Source organism: Streptomyces viridochromogenes (assembly GCF_001270495.1).
Lineage (GTDB): Bacteria > Actinomycetota > Actinomycetes > Streptomycetales > Streptomycetaceae > Streptomyces > Streptomyces viridochromogenes_A.
This window is the reverse complement of the sequence record NZ_LGUR01000203.1, coordinates 1-16,858: the sequence shown is the minus strand read 5'-3', so window position 1 is coordinate 16,858 and position 16,858 is coordinate 1. Positions and strand designations below refer to the sequence as shown.

The window sequence follows — 16,858 nt, the reverse complement described above, 5'->3', positions numbered from 1 at the left end:
CTGTCCCCGGTGGTGCGGTGTGTGCCGGGTCGGACGGCGGGTACTCGGCGAGGCCAGGAACGACAACGCCGGAGGAGGCCCGAAATGACCAGTGGCACCGAGACCGGTGGCGTGACCGGTACGCAGGACAAGGACTACAACCTGATCTGGTATGTGGAGGCGTGCCTGAGCAACGCGCTGCGGCTGGAGGGCTACATCGAGGACGCGGAGCGCGGCAAGGACACCGAGGTGGCCGATCTGTTCCGCAAGGCGCAGGCGGACAGCCGCAAGGGCGCCGAACTGGGCAAGACGCTGCTGCGCAGGCGACTCAACGGCGGCTGACCGAGCGGCCGCCCGCACGGCCCGGACGCCGGGAAGTTCACGGCGTCCGGGCTTTGGCCTGTTCAGGGCCGGTGGCGGACCGGGTGCGGCATACTTCACTGCGCGAACCGCCTTGTGACACGTAGGGTTTACCTCCGTTCGGCCCGTCGGACCGAACGGAGTTGCTATGGTGCTACTCGCCGGTAGCAATGCCGAACGGGGGACGCGAGGGGTGAGCGGATCACTGTCGCCGCTCCTCGGCGGGTCGTAGAGACGGCAGGTCCGGCAAGGGGGCCGGGCCGACCGAGGTGTCTGCGCGCGTCCAGTGCGCGCCCCTCGAACTCCAGTTCCTCGCCCACCGATCCAGACAGGTGAGACTCGCGACATGGTTCGATCCCTGGTCGATCTGCTGACCCAGCACGCCGCCCACCACCCCGACCGAACCGCCTATCGCTACCTGGTCACCGGCGACTGCGACGGCGAGATCCAGGAGATCTCCTACGGCCGCCTCGCCGACCGCTCCCGTGCCATCGCCGCCCGGCTCCAGGAGCGCGGCCTGACCGGCGCCCGGGCCATGCTGCTGTACCCGCCCGGCCTTGAGTTCGTCAGCGGCTACCTGGGCTGCCTCGCGGCCGGTGTCGTCGCCGTGCCGGGCGTCCCGCCGCAGGGCCGCACGCGGAACCACCGTGCCCTGACCCGGATGCGGCGGCTCATCGCCGACGCCGACGCCAAGGTGATCCTGGGCGGCCGCGAGGCCGTCACGGCCCTGTCCGGCATGGTGGAGCACCTGCCCGAACTCGCCGACATCACCTGCGTCGCCACCGAGGACATACCCGACGAGGCGGCCGCCGCCTGGCGCGAGCCCGACCTCACCGCCGACTCGGTCGCCTTCCTCCAGTACACCTCCGGCTCCACCGCCGCACCGCGCGGCGTGATGGTCACCCACAAAAACCTGCTCGACAACGAGCGGATCCTCACCGATTCCATGGGCCACACGCCGGACACCATCGAGGAGTACGGCCATGAGATGTTCGTCAGCTGGCTGCCCGTCTACCACGACATGGGCCTCATAGGTCCCGTCCTCAACACGGTCTACCTCGGTGTCACCGCCACGCTCTTCTCGCCGCTGCACTTCCTGCAACGGCCCCAGCGCTGGCTGACCGCGATCAGCCGCTATCGCCCGCACACCAGCGGCGGCCCCAACTTCGCGTACGAACTCTGCCTCAAGCACGCCGGCCCCGCGCTGCTCGACGGCCTCGACCTCAGCAGCTGGAAGGTCGCCGTCAACGGCGCGGAACCGGTCCGGGCCGCCACCCTCCGGCGCTTCACCGAGACCTTCGCCCCGGCCGGCTTCCGCGACGAGGCGCACCACCCCTGCTACGGCCTGGCCGAGTCCACCCTGATGGTCACCGGCAGCACGGCCCACACCCCGCCCACCCTCCTCCAGCCCTCCGAAACCGGCCCGCACGCCGGCCAGACCGACGCCGCGGCCGTCAGCTGCGGCCGCCCCGGTCACCAGGTCACCGTCGTCATCGCCGACCCCCAGCGGCACGAGGAACTGCCCGAGGGCGAGGTCGGCGAGATCTGGGTGCGCGGCGCGAGCGTCGCCAAGGGCTACTGGCGCAACGCCCTCGCCACCCGCGAGACCTTCCGCGCCACCCTGACCGGCCACGAGGGCCGCTTCCTGCGCACCGGCGACCTCGGATTCCTGCGCGACGGCGAACTCTTCGTCACCGGCCGCCTCAAGGACCTCATCGTCATCGACGGACGCAACCACTACCCGCAGGACCTGGAACTGACCGCCGAAATGGCCCACCCGGCCCTGCGCCCCGGCTGCACCGCCGCCTTCTCCATCGAGGGCGGAGCCGGGGGAGCGGGCGGCGAACAGGCCGTCATCGTCGCCGAGATCGCCTCCGACGCGGCTCCCGAGGCGGAGAAGATCATCGACGTCATCCGCAGCCGGATCGGCGAGGACCACGGCCTGTCGGTCCCCGACGTCGTCCTGGTCGAGCCGGGCACCATCCCCAAGACGTCCAGCGGCAAGATCCAGCGCCACGCCACCCGGGCGGCCTACCTGGACGGCACCCTCGCCGCGATCGCCGCGCCCGCCCTGAGCTGACACAGCCCACCGATCGTCGTACACCGACGTAACCGCCGTACGCCGCGTAGGCCCTGTCGGCCGTACCACCCGAGCGAGCCCTGCCCGCCCCGCCGTACGGCCACCGCCGCTGCCCGAATCCACGAGGACACCTGTCTAGATGCCTGCGCACGAGTCCCCGAAGCAGTTCTGCGAGCCGTCGCTCACCACTCCGGAAGGCGTGCGGGCCTGGCTGGAGTCGGCCGTCGCGGAGGCGGCCGGGCTCGACCCGCTGGCCGTCGACCCGGACCGGCCCCTCGCCGAATTCGGGCTGGGATCAAGGCAGTTGGTGACACTGGCCGCCGACCTGTCCGCCTCGGCCGGCCGGCCCCTGGACCCGTCACTGATCTTCAACCACCCCACCATCGCGGCCCTCGCACGGGCGGTGTCCGACGAGACACCCACGCGGACCACGCCGGAGGCCGTTCCGCCCTCGGACGGTACGCCCACGCGCGCCGACGACGACATCGCGATCATCTCCATGGCCTGTCGTCTCCCCGGCGGCGCCGACAACCACGAGGCGCTCTGGCGGCTCCTGGCCGCCGGTGAGGACGCCATCACCGAGGTCCCGGCGGGTCGTTGGGACACCCGGGGACTGCACGACCCGGACCCGGACGCCACCGGCAAGGCGTACTCCCTGCGCGGCGGCTACCTCACCGGCATCGACCGCTTCGACGCCGGCTTCTTCGGGATCTCGCCGCGCGAGGCCGCCGCGATGGACCCCCAGCAGCGGCTGCTCCTGCAGACCAGCTGGGAGGCGATCGAACGCGCCGGAATCGTCCCGGACACGCTGAACGGCAGCTCCACGGGCGTCTACGTCGGTCTGTACGACAGCGGCTATCTGGCCTCGGCCGCCCTGGAACAGCTCGACGGGCATGTCGGCACCGGCTCCGCGTCCAGCGTGGCGTCCGGTCGAATCGCCTACACGCTCGGCCTCCAGGGGCCGGCGGTCACCGTCGACACCGCCTGCTCGTCCTCCCTGGTCGCCCTGCATCTGGCGGCGCGGGCCCTGGCGGGCGGCGAGTGCGACCTCGCGCTGGCGGGCGGTGCGACGCTGCTGGTGACCCCGCGGGGGCACGTCGAGTTCAGCAGGCTGCGCGGGCTGTCGCCGTCCGGGCGGTGCAGCCCGTTCTCGGCCGACGCGGACGGTGTGGTGTGGGCCGAGGGCTGTGGCGTCGTACTGCTCAAGCGGCTCGCGGACGCGCGCCGCGACGGCGACCGGATCCTCGCGGTCGTCAAGGGGTCGGCGATCAACCAGGACGGCCGCAGTCAGGGCCTCAGCGCCCCCAACGGCCCCGCCCAGGAACGGGTGTTGCGGGCCGCGCTCGAAGTGGCCGGCCTTCAGCCGCACGACCTGGACCACATCGAGGCGCACGGCACCGGCACCCCGCTGGGCGACCCCATCGAGGGCGGCGCCCTGGCCGCGGTCTTCGGCCCCGACCGTCCGGCCGACCGCCCCCTCGGCGTCGGCTCCCTCAAGTCCAACATCGGGCACACCCAGGCCGCCGCGGGCATCGCCGGGGTCATCAAGACCGTGTTGGCCCTCGGCCACGAACTCATACCGGCGTCCCCGCACACCGGGACCCCGACCGGGCACATCGACTGGGCGCGCAGCGGTCTGCGTCTGATCGGCGAGCCCCGGACCTGGCCCCGGAACCCCGAGCGGGTGCGGCGCGCCGGCGTGAGCGCCTTCGGCATCAGCGGCACGAACGCCCATGTGGTGCTGGAGGAAGCGCCCCAGGAACCGGGGGAGCCGGCCGCGGACCTCCCCGGGACAGCACTCTTCCCGCTCTCCGCCAGGACCCTCCCCGCCCTGCGGGCACAGGCCGGCCGGCTGCTGGAAACCCTCGATCAACAGCCGGAGTTGCCGCTCCCCGCCGTCGCCGCGACCCTGGCCCACCACCGCACCCACTTCGAGCACCGAGCCGTCGTCCGGGCGGGCGACCGCGACGAACTGCTCGCCGCCTTGGGGGCCCTCGCCGACGACCGCCCCGACCCCGAGCTGATCACGGGCCCCCAACACGCCGTCACCGTCGGCAGGTTGGCGTTCGTGTTCCCCGGGCAGGGGGCCCAGTGGGCCGGCATGGCGCGCGATCTGCTCGACCGCGACCCGGTGTTCGCCGACGAACTCGACCGCTGCGACGCAGCCCTGCGCCCCTTCACCGGCTGGTCGGTGCCATCCGTTCTGCGCGGGGACGACGGCGCCCCGGCCCTGGACCGGGTCGACGTGGTCCAGCCGGTCCTGTTCGCCGTGATGGTGTCGCTGGCCGCCGTGTGGCGCGCTCGCGGCGTACGGCCGGACGCGGTCGTCGGACACAGCCAGGGCGAGGTCGCCGCCGCCTGCGTCGCCGGAGCGCTCAGCCTCAACGACGCCGCGGCGGTGGTCGCCCTGCGCAGCCAGGCCCTGACCGAACTGTCCGGCACCGGCACGATGGCCGTCGTAGCCCTGCCGCACACCGATGTCGAGGCCCGACTCGCCGACCACGGGGGCGAGATCGGCGTCGCCGCCGTCAACAGCGGACGCTCCACGGTCATCGCAGGGGCCGCGGACGCCGTGGACGCCCTGCTCACCGACCTCGACCGGCAGCAGATCTTCGTCCGCCGCCTCGACGTGGACTACGCCTCCCACAGCGACCGGGTCGAGCCGGTCCGCACCACGATCCTCGACGAACTCGACGGAGTCACCACCTGCCCCACGTCCGTCGCCTGGTACTCCACGGTCACGGCCGAGCCGGTCACCGAGGAACTCGCAGCCGACTACTGGTACACCAACCTCCGCGAACCCGTCCGCTTCGCATCCACCGTCGAGCGCATGGCCGCCGACGGCTACTGCTACTTCGTCGAACTCAGCCCGCACCCCTCGCTCCTCACCGCCCTGCACACCATCGACGAACGCCTGGTGGCGGTCGGATCACTCCGCCGCGACGAGGACGGCCCCGCCTGCCTGGACCGCGCCACCGCCGAACTCCACGTCCACGGACGGCGGATCGACTGGCGCCGCCCGGTCCCGTGCACCACCCCGGCGGACCTGCCGACGTACGCCTGGGACGCACAGCGCCACTGGATCGAACCCGCCGCCTCCGCCACCGGGCCCGGCCTCTTCGACCGCGCCGCGCACCCGTTGCTCGGCGTCCAGCTCCAGTCGGCGGACCGGACCCGCTGGACCTTCCGCGACGAGTGGTCCCCGGCCACCGCTGACTGGCTGCCCGACCACACCGTCTTCGGGCGGACCGTGGTCTCGGGCACCACCCTGCTCGAACTCTGCCGCGCCGCCCTCGCCGTGGTCCGCCCGGACACCCCCGCCGACGTCTGCGACCTGCTTCTCCTCGCACCCCTCACCCTGCCCGGCACCGGCACGGTCGAGGTGTCCGTGGAAGTGGTCACCGCCGGGGCCGTGCCGGAGATCACGGTCCACAGCCGTCCTCGCGGCCAGGAGCCCACGGACTGGACCCTGCACGCCACCGCGTCCGCGGCCGAGCCGGCTGCCGCGCCGGGCGGCGAACCACCGACGTGGCCCGAGACGGCCGAACCGGCCTGGCCCGAGGACACCTACGAGCGACTGACCGAGCTCGGCCTCGGCTACGGCCCGGCCTTCCAGGGCGTACGACAGGCCGCCGCGACCGGCGACGGGACCCTGCTGGCGCGCCTCACGCTCCCGCCCGTCGCCCGCGACGGAGCCGACCCGTACCCGGTGCACCCGGCGCTCCTCGACGCCGCTCTCCACGTGGCCGCCGCCCTCGACAGCTCCGACCGGCGGGTCATGTTGCCCGTGGCGATGGCCCGCTGCGTCCTGCCGCCCGGCGGCGCGACGGACCTGACCGCGTCCGTACGCCGGACAGGCGGCTCCGGCACGGACCCCGCACCGGACCGCGCACCGGACCTCACCCTGGACGTCACCCTGTGGGACGCGGACGGCTTCCCGGCAGGCCGGCTGGAGGGCGTACGCCTGCGGGCCGTGAACCCGGCCGATCTGCACAGCGGCTCGGAGAACGGCCGGCACCTGTACGAGGTGGCGTGGACGGCCGCACCGGACAAGCCGGCCGAGGTGCCCGACACAGCGTGGGCCGTCCGGGGCGACGGGTCGGACCCGGCCGTCATGACGGCCCTGCGCGACCTGCGCGCGGCGGGCGTCCAGGTCACCGACGAGGGCGCCGACACCGTCGTACGCGTCTGGCCGCGCACCGCGCCCGACACCGAACCGGCCGAAGCGGCACACCAGTTGGCGGCCACCGCCGTGGCCGAACTCCAGGCTCTGATCGCTCTCCCGCCGGACCGGGCGCCCACGCGCACCATCTGGGTGACACGGGGAGCGATCGCGGCGACCGACGGGGACAGGGTTCCCGACGTCGCCCAGTCGGTGCTGTGGGGTCTGGCCCGCGGCGCTCGTACCGAACACCCCGATCTCGGGCTGACCCTGCTCGACCTCGACGGCGGCCAACCGCCGCTGCTCTGTGCCGCAGCACACGCCGACGAGCCGGAACTCGTCCTGCGTGCTGGAGAGTTGCTCGCACCGCGTCTCGTACGGGCCCGTCCCGCCCCGTCCGGCCGGCCCTCCCCGATCCCCACCGACGGCACCGTGCTCATCACCGGAGGTCTCGGCGCGGTAGGTCGCGGCATCGCTCGCCTGCTCGCCGAGAACGGCGTACCGCGCCTGCTGCTGACGTCTCGGCGGGGAACCGGCGACCCCGGTGCGACGGACGTCGTCGCCGAACTGGCCGCACTCGGCGCCGAGGTGGAGATCGCCCCGTGCGACGTCGCGGACGCTGCCGCCGTGGCAGAACTCCTGGCCCGGATCGGGGACGAGTCACCCCTGCGGGGCATCGTCCACTGTGCCGGGGTCCTCGCCGACGGCGTGGTCGCCGAGCTGACCGCCGACCGCCTCGCACAGGTGCTGCGCCCGAAGGTCGACGGCGCGGCCCACCTGCACCGGCTCACCGCGGACCGGCCGCTCGACCTCTTCCTCCTGGTCTCCTCGGCGGCAGGAGTCGTCGGCAACGCGGGCCAGGCCAACTACGCGGCCGCCAACGTCTTCCTCGACCAACTCGCCCATCACCGACAGGCTTTGGGCCTGCCCGGTGTCTCCGTCTCCTTCGGCGCGTGGGCGGGCGAGGGGCTCGCCGCAGACCATGCCGACCTGGAGCGGATGGCTCGCCTCGGCCACCGTGCCCTCACCCCCGACCAGGGCCGCGAGCTGACCGGACTCGCCCTGCGCCGCGAGGCCCCGCACCTGGTCGCCTGGGCACTGGACCTGCCTCGGCTCAGGGCGGCCGCGCCGACCGGGGCGCTGTGGCGCTCCCTGCTCCCCGCGCCCCACCCCGCTCAGGCGGGCAGCCGCACGCCGGCCGACCGCCTGGCCCGGCTGCCGGAGCCCGAACGCGCCGCACGCGTCCTCGCGCTGGTCCGCGAGGAGGCCGCCCACGCGCTCGGCCTGCGCTCGGCGGAATCCGTCCGCCCCGACCAGCCGCTCCGCGACCTCGGCATGGACTCGGTGACCGCGGTCGACCTGCGCAACCGCATCGGCACGCGCATCGGCACCAAACTCCCCGCCACCCTCCTCTTCGACCACCCCACACCCACCCGCCTCGCCGAGTACCTGCTGACCGGCGCCCTGGCGACAACACGCCGCACGAGCCGTGAAGTCGCGTCCGAGTCCGTGTCCACGCCCTCGTCGGACGAGCCGGTGGCCCTCGTGGCCATGGCCTGCCGCCTGCCCGGCGGCGTGAGCGACCCGGAGGGGCTGTGGCACCTGGTCGCGGAGGGGCGGGACGCGGTCGGACCGTTCCCGGCGGGACGGTGGGACGTGGAGTCGCTCTACGACCCCGACCCCGACGCGCTCGGCAAGTCGTACGCCCGCGAGGGCGGTTTCCTCGACGACATCGAGTCCTTCGACGCCGGCTTCTTCGGCATCACCCCGAAGGAGGCGGCGGCCATGGACCCGCAGCAGCGACTGCTGCTGGAGACGGCCTGGGAGTCGCTGGAGCGTGCCGGGATCGTGCCCGCCGACCTGGCGGGCAGCACCACCGGCGTGTACGTCGGGATGTTCGGCAGCGACTACCTCTCCGGCACCCGGCTCGACCAACTGGACGGCTACGTCGGTACGGGTTCCGCGCTGAGCGTGGCCTCGGGACGGCTCGCGTACACGCTCGGGCTGAACGGCCCCGCGCTGACCGTGGACACCGCCTGCTCGTCCTCGCTGGTGGCGGTGCACCTGGCGGCGCAGGCGCTGCGCGCGGGCGAATGCGATCTGGCGCTCGCCGGCGGAGTCACCCTGATGGTCACGCCGCAGACCTTCGTCGAGTTCAGCCGGCTGCGCGGCCTGTCGCCGACGGGCCGCTGCCGCTCCTTCTCCGACGGCGCCGACGGTGCCATCTGGGCCGAGGGCGCCGGCATGGTCGTACTGAAACGCCTGAGCGAGGCCCGGCGCGACGGTGACCGGGTCCTGGCCGTGCTGCGCGGCACCGCCGTGAACCAGGACGGCCGCAGCCAGGGCCTGTCCGCGCCGAACGGACCCGCGCAGGAACGGGTGATCCGGCGAGCGCTGGAACAGTCCGGACTCCGGCCCGCCGACATCGACCACGTCGAGGCGCACGGCACGGGCACGACGCTGGGCGACCCGATCGAGGCGAACGCCCTCGCGGAGGTCTTCGGCGACTCACGCCCCGAGGGGCGCCCGCTGTACCTGGGCTCGCTGAAGTCCAACGTGGGGCACGCGCAGGCGGCTTCGGGCGTGCTCGGCCTGATCAAGGTCGTGCAGTCGCTGCACAACGAGAGTCTGCCGCGCACCCTGCACGCCGACACGCCCAGCCGTCACGTCGACTGGGCGGACAGCGGGCTGCGTCTGCTGCGGGAGGAGACCGCCTGGCCCGCGACGCGGGAGCGGGTCCGGCGGGCGGGCGTGAGCGCCTTCGGGATCAGCGGCACGAACGCGCATGTGATCGTGGAGGAGGCCGGATCCGATGTCCAGCCCCGGGCCGGATCCGCGGTCGAGTCCGACAACGACTCCGACGTCGCGTCCGAGGCCGCTGAACTTCCCTCCGGGAAGCACCTGTTCGTCCTGTCCGGCCGCGGCGAGGCGGGCCTGCGCGGGCAGGCCGGCGCGCTGGCGCGCCACCTTGCCGACGCCTCCGCCGCACTGCCGGACATCGCCCACACCCTGGCACGCCATCGCAGTCACTTCGAGCGGCGTGCGGCGGTCGTGGCCGAGGGCCGGGACGAACTGCGTTCCGTGCTGGGCGAGTTCGCGGCGGGACGGATCCCGCTGCCACCACTGCGGGAGGAACAGACGGGCAAGGTCGCCTTCGTCTACTCCGGGCACGGAGGTCAGTGGCCCGGCATGGGCCTCGACCTGCTGGCGGAGTCGGAGGCGTTCCGCGAGGAGCTGACACGGATCGACGAGGCCGTACAGCGGCACGTCGGCTGGTCCGTGCTCAACGCGCTGCGGGCGCCGGAGGAGTTCTCCCCGCTGGAGCGGACCGAGTTTCTCCAGCCGACGCTGTTCGCGGTGAACGCGGCACTGACCGCCGCCTGGCGCTCGCTCGGCGTCACCCCGGACGGTGTGACCGGGCACAGCCTGGGTGAGATCGCCGCCGCGTACAGCGCGGGCGCGCTCACCCTGGACGACGCCGTGGCCGTGGTGACCGGGCGCGCCCGGACGGTCGTGCCGGTCGCGGGCAAGGGCGGCATGCTGTCCCTGGACCTGCCGCGCCCGCGGGTCGAGGAACTGCTCGTCCCCTTTACCGGCCGGCTGTTCGTCGCCGCCGTCAACAGCCCGCATTCCACGGCCGTCTCCGGCGACGGCGACGCGCTGGCCGAGCTGCGCCGCAGCCTCGACGAGCAGGGCGTCGAGGCCCGGCCGCTGTCGACCCCGTTCGCCTCGCACACCCCGCTGATGGCCCCGCTGCGCGACGAACTGCTCGACCGCGTCCGCGGCATCCGACCCACCGCGCACCCCACGACTCCGCTGTACTCGACGGTGCTGGCGCAACCCGTGCCCGGCGAGCGTCTGGACCCCGCCTACTGGTACGCCAACCTCAGCGAGCCCGTCCGCTTCGCGGACACGATCAGACGCATGCTGGACGACGGCTACCGCTACTTCGTCGAGCTCAGCCCGCACCCCTCGCTCGGCTCGTCCGTCGAGGCGGTGGCGGCACAGGCCGGGACCGACGCGGTGAGCGTCGGCTCCCTCGGCCGCCAGCGGGGCGGGCGGGACGACCTGCTGCGCAGGCTGGGGGAGCTGTACACGGCCGGCCACACGCCCGACTGGCCGGCACTGTTCCCGGTCGGCCGCCGCGTCGGCCTTCCGACCTACGCCTTCGCCCGCGAACGCCACTGGCTCGCACCCGCCCCGGCCACCGCGACCGGCGCCTCGCCGCTCCTGGGCACCCACGTCGAGGCCAGCGACGAGGCCGGTCGGCACATCTTCCAGGGCGAGGTGGACCTGCGTGACAGCCGCTTCGCCTATCTGACCGACCACCGTGTCACCGGCGAGGTGTGGCTGCCCGGTGCCGCCTTCCTCGACATGGCGCTGGAGGCCGCGTCCGCCGTGCGGGAACGCGGCGACGACGTACGGCTCACCGACGTCAGGTTCCTTCGGCCACTGCGCCTAGACGAGTCCCGGCCGACACGGCTGCAGCTGGTCCTGCGCCCCGCCGCGGACGGCTTCCGGCACTTCACCATCGCCTCGGCGCCTGGCGGCGCGCGGAGCGCGAGCTGGGAAGGTCACGTCGACGGACGCATCGCCGTCGCGCCCGCCGAACCCGCCGCCGACCCGGGTGAGCCGCCGGCCGCGCTGCGAGAGCGGTGCACCGAGCAGGCCGACCTGCCGGCCGTCTACGCCGGTCTCGCCGCCCTCGGCATCGACTACGGGCCCGCCTTCCGGGGCCTGGAGTCGGGCCACCGCACCCACTCCAGCGCTCTCGCCCGGCTCGCCGACAAGCCCGCCGCCGGTCATCTGCTCCACCCGGCCGTCCTGGACGCCGCCTTCCACACGGCCGCCCTGCCCGGCGACGCGCCGCAGGGTCGCGCCTTCGTGCCCGCCGGGGTGGGACGACTGCGCCACACCGGAGTGCGCACCACCCCCGTGTGGGTGACGTGCGAGCTGCGGTCCCTGTCCGGCGACACCGCGACCGTGGACCTTCGGCTGTACGACGAGGAGGACCAACTGATCCTGGAGGCTGAGGAGTTCGCGCTGGCCGCGCTGTCTCCGCTGGACGGAGCCCTGTTCGAGACGCGCTGGCAGTCCCGCCCGACCGCCGACGAGCCGCCCGCACCGGGAAGTTGGCTGATCCTGGCCGACGAGTCGGGGATCGCCGCCGAACTCGTCGAGCGACTCGGCACCTCGGTGCCCCATGTCGTCGCCCGCAGAGGAGACGAGTTCACCGCCGAAGGCCCCGGCCACTACGTCCTCGACCCGTCCGATCCACAACACCTGGCCCGTCTCCTCGACGAGGCCTTCGCGAACGAACCACCCGAGCGAGTCGTGCAGCTGTCCGCACTCGACGCTCCCGCCATCGAGGACGCCGGTACGGCCGAGGAGGCGGCCCGGCTGTGCTGCCTGAGCACCCTGCACCTGGTGCGCACGATCGCCGGGCGGGCCCAGGGACCGGCGCCCCGCCTCTTCGTCGTCGTACGAGGCAGCCAAGCCGCCGGTGACAGCACGCAGGTGACACAGCCCCAGCAGGCGCTCGCCTGGGGCTTCGGCCTCGCGGTGGCGCAGGAGCACCCCGAGCTGAGGACCACCCTCGTCGACCTCCCGGCAACGGACGGCGCCGACGCTCTGTGGACCCAGCTACGGCACGCCGACGACGAACGGCTTGTCGCGCTCCGCGGCACCGGACGACTGGTACCCCGGCTGACCCGCACCCGCCCGGACGACGCCGGGCACGGCGCCACCACCCCGGACGGGGTGTACCTGATCACGGGCGGCCTGGGTGGCCTGGGCCGCGTCGTCGCCGAGCGGCTGGTCCGCCGGGGCGCCCGTCGGCTGGCCCTGATGAGCCGGAGCGCACCCACCGCGAACGCCATGGGCTGGATCCACGGGCTCGAAGAGCGGGGCGTCACCGTGCACCTGGCGCACGCGGACGTCGCCGACCGGACCGGCCTGACCGCCGCCCTGGACGCCGTACGCCGCGCGCTCGGCCCGATCACCGGGGTCGTCCACGCGGCCGGCGTCCTGGACGACGCCACGATCGGCAACCTGACCGACGAGCGGGTGCTGCGCGTCCTCGCGCCCAAGGTCCTCGGGACGGCACTCCTCACCGAACTGACCCCGGAAGCACAGGACTTCGTACTGTTCGCCTCGGCGGCCGGACTGCTCGGCTCGGCCGGGCAGAGCCCGTACTCGGCGGCGAACGCCTTCCTCGACGCCTGGGCCCATCACCTCGCCCACGCGGACCGTCGCGCCCTGAGCCTGGACTGGGGCGCCTGGTCGGGCGTGGGCATGGTGGCGGAGTCCGGCGTCCGCGAGGCCGAGACGGGCCGCTCGGGACTGGTCGCCTTCTCCGCGCAGGACGGCGGCGAGCTCCTCGAACGCGTACTGGGCACCGCCCGCCGCCAGCTCGCCCCCATGGCCCTGGACTGGGAACTGCTGGCCCTCGACGCCGACGCGGCCCGCAGCCGCCCGATCCTGGCCGACCTGGTCACCGCCCCCACCGGTACGCCCGGCACCGACGACCTCGTCGACAAGGTGTTCGCGGCGTCGACCGACACCGAGCGGGCCGTACGACTGGAGGCGTACGTCCGCGCCCGGGTCGGCGAGGTCTCCGGCGGGGCGGTCCAGGTCTCCGCGACCACCGCCCTGAAGGAACTCGGCCTCGACTCCCTCATGCTCGTGCGGCTGCGCAACGCCTTCGCCCGCGAACTCGGCGTCGAACTCCCCGCCGCCACCGTCTTCTCGGCCGCCGACATCCGCGGCCTGGCCCAGGCCCTGAGCACGGCCCTCCCCGAACGGGACACCACGACACCGGACGAGCCGCGGCACCTCGCCGAGGTACCGGCGACCGAACTGCACCCCGTGACCCGCGACGTCGTACGCCTGCTGCGCAGCGCCCGGCCCGGCATGCCCGACGCGGCCCACGCCGTCGGCCTGGCCGTACGTCTCACCACACCGACCACCCGCGAGACGCTCACCGGCATCCTCACCCGCCTCACCGCACGGCACGCTGCCCTGCGCACCGCCATCGTCACCCCGGCCGAGGGCGGGCGCCGGCTGCGGGTGGACCGCGAACTGCCCAAGCCGCCGCTCCGGTGGACGGTCGTGCCGGCCGACGCCGCCTTCGAAGCCGCCGACCGGCTGCGCGAGTTGTTGGCAGCGCCGTTCGACCTGGCGGCAGCGCCGCTGTGGCGTTTCGAGCTGCTGGACGGTGGGGACCGCGGCCAGATCCTGGTGTACGGCGCCCACCACGCCGTCAGTGATCTTCAGTCGCTGCTGCTGGTGGCGGCCGAGATCGACACGGAGCTGACCGGGGACGCGCTCGGCGACACCGTCACCAACCGCGACGTGCACCTCCTGATCGAGGCACAGCGCACGGACGAGCACACCGACGGGAGCACCGACACGGGCGACTGGCACCAGGCGTTCGAGGGCAGCGCACGCCTCGACCTGACCCTGAGCCGACCGCGACCGGAGACCCGCTCGTACCGGGCCGGCAGCGTCACGGTGCCGATCCCCGACGGGCTCATGGACCGGATCTCGACGGCCGCGAGCCGCCTGGTCGTGACACCGGCCGCCTTCTGCCTCGGCACCCTGACCGTCCTGCTGGCCAGGAAGCGCGAGCGTGAACGCTTCGTCATCGCCGTGCCCGTGGACACCCGCATCCACGCCGACGCCTACGACGCGGTGGGCTTCTTCGGCGTGCCGGTGCCCTTCCCCGCCGAGGCGAAGGCGGGCGAGCGGATCGAGGAGGTGCTGCGCCGCACCGACGGGCGTCTGGAGCGGGTGCTCACCAAGGGGGCCATGTTCTCCGACGTACTGCCCGTGCTGGCCCGGCAGGGGCTCTACCGGGCCAACGCGCCCCTGGTGGAGGTGTACTTCAACTACGTGCGAGCCGCGGGCGGGTTGAGTGGCCTTGAGGTGCTGCCGGCGGGGACGGGCTACTCCGACCTCGACCTGATGATCACCCTGACCCCGGACGCGGGCCGGATCCGACTCGATCACAACCTCGACATCCTGGACGCGGAGACGGTCACCGCGCTCGGCGAGGAACTGCTGAGTCTGCTCGCCGAGACGGCCGAGGGCCCGCCCCCGCCGACTCCTCCCGGCAGACTCGCCCTCGCCGCCACCTTCGCCCTCGGCAACCTGCCCCTGATGTGCGAGACGGCGATCGCCGAGGCGATACGGGACGGCGGCGTGACGACCGTGGCGGAGGCCCCGTACCACCACGTACTGGCGAGCCTGCGCGACCCGTCCGGGGTGTTCGCCGACCCGGCCACGACAGCGGGCGCCGTCCTGCTGCGGGCCGCGGACCTGCAACGTTTCGGTCCCGTCGACGACGCGCTGCTGGCCGAACTGCGCACCGCCTACCCGGCAGCCCTGCGCGCGGTGGCCGAGCGCACCCGCAAGCCGCTGATCGTCGGCTTCCTGCCCGCCGCCCAGGGCGAGGACCGCCTCCTCCGGTGGGAGCGGGAGACAGCCGCCGAGTTGGCCGAGGTGCCCGGCATCGCCGTGCTCGGCCCCGACGACTGGACCCGTCACCACCCGGTCGGGGAACGCTTCGACGAGCGCACCGAACGCCTGGCCCACCTCCCCTTCACCGCGCCCTTCCAGGCGGCCGTGGCCCTCCGCCTCGCCGAGGCCGTCCGGGCGGTACGGCGCCCGGCACCGAAGGTCATCGCCATCGACGGCGACGAGACACTGTGGGGAGGCGTCGCCGGGGAGGTCGGCCCCGACGCCGCGGACCTGACCGGTCCGCGAGCCTTGCTCGCCCGCAGGTTGCTGCAGTGGCGGGCGGCGGGCGCGCTGCTGGTGCTGGTCAGCAACAACGACGAGGACACCGTCCGCGCCGTACTGGACCGCCCGGACAGCCCGCTCAAGGCCGAGCACTTCAGCGTGGTCTCCGCGGCCTGGGGCCCGAAGCCGGCCCGCCTCGCTGATGCGGCCCGCACGCTCGACCTCGGCCTGGACAGCTTCCTGTTCCTCGACGACAACCCGGCCGAGATCGCCAGGATGCGCGCCGCGCTGCCGCAGGTGCTGTCGGTGACCTGCCCGTCGCCGGCTGAACTACCGCGGTTCCTGGGCCGCTTGTGGCCCCTGGTCCCTGCGGCGGCGACCGCCGAGGACGGGCTCCGGGCACGGTTCTACGAGCAGGAGCGTGAACGGGACGCCGTCCGGGAACAGGCCGGCTTCGAGGAGTTCCTGGAACAGCTGGACCTGCTGGTCGACGTTCGCGCCCTGTCCGACGCCGATGTGCGGCGTGCGGAGCAACTCGTGAGCCGCACCAACCAGTTCACCCTCCGCGCACGCTCGGCCGACGGCGGAGACGTCGCCCGGTGGCGGGAGCACGGCGAGATCTGGACCGCGACGGCCCGCGACCGCTTCGGCGACTACGGCCAGATCGGCCTCCTCGCCCTGCGCCGCGAGGGCGACCGACTCGACGTCCTGGCCTGGCTGATGAGCTGCCGCGCACTCGGTCGGGGCGTCGAGGAACGCCTGCTGCAATGGCTGGCCGACCGCGCCGAGGAACTGGACTGCGCGAAGGTCCGCCTCACCGCGGAACGCACCCCGCGCAACACCCCGGCCCGCCGTCTGCTGGCGGCACTGGGCGGCGGCGATCAGGACGACGACCGGCTGGAGACCGTTCTCACCCCGGAGCAGCTGCGGAAGTTCCGCTCCTGGCGGCAGCAGTGACCGCCCGGAGCGACGAAAGGACGAGCGACATCATGAAGGGCTCTCATGCGTGAGGTGAACGAGGACACGTCGACGCACGCCGCCGTGCGGGCGACCGCGGAGGCGATCGAGCGGGGCGGAGTCGGGCTCAGCGTGGACGAACTGCTGGCCAAGGTGGCGGCGGCGGGTGCGGTGGACACGGACCCGGGCACGGACGGGGAGACGGCTCCGGACGCGGACACGGGCAGGGAGACGGCCCCGGCCACCGACTCCGCCCCACCCCGTGACGTCGACGCACTCGCCGCCGCCATCGCCGACAGGGCCGGCCGGCACCTCCCCTCAGGACACCTCGCAGCGGACGCCGACTTCTTCGACGCGGGCGGCAGTTCCGTGAGCGCGGTGGAACTCGTCGCTGTGCTGGAGGACGAGTTGGGCATGGAGATCGACCTGGACGAGGTGTTCGCCGACGCCAGGCCGATCAGTCTGGCCAGGCGCGCGCTGAAGCACACGGGAGCGGCAGCGGTCGTCCCCACCCCGGTCACTCCCGTCATGCCGATCACTCCAGTCACCCCCACCCCCGACGCCCCCGCACATTCAGC

Annotated in this window: 4 protein-coding genes; all 4 read left to right on the top strand. The window is 73.6% G+C overall.

Going from position 1 to position 16,858, the window contains the following annotated elements; genetic code table 11:
* Nucleotides 1-84: 84 nt before the first annotated feature.
* On the top strand, nucleotides 85-321 hold the full coding sequence (locus tag ADK36_RS23830; RefSeq protein ID WP_048583799.1) for a hypothetical protein: 237 nt from the start codon (nucleotides 85-87) through the stop codon (nucleotides 319-321).
* Between the two features lie 364 nt (nucleotides 322-685).
* Nucleotides 686-2,419: a fatty acyl-AMP ligase gene (locus ADK36_RS23825; protein WP_053198980.1), complete on the top strand. Its 1,734-nt coding sequence runs from the start codon at nucleotides 686-688 to the stop codon at nucleotides 2,417-2,419.
* Between the two features lie 139 nt (nucleotides 2,420-2,558).
* Nucleotides 2,559-16,280, top strand: coding sequence for a type I polyketide synthase (locus tag ADK36_RS23820; RefSeq protein ID WP_053198978.1), 13,722 nt, complete (start codon nucleotides 2,559-2,561; stop codon nucleotides 16,278-16,280).
* A gap of 45 nt (nucleotides 16,281-16,325) precedes the next feature.
* Nucleotides 16,326-16,858: acyl carrier protein (locus tag ADK36_RS23815; protein ID WP_199830233.1), on the top strand; the 533-nt coding region annotated here is incomplete at its 3' end.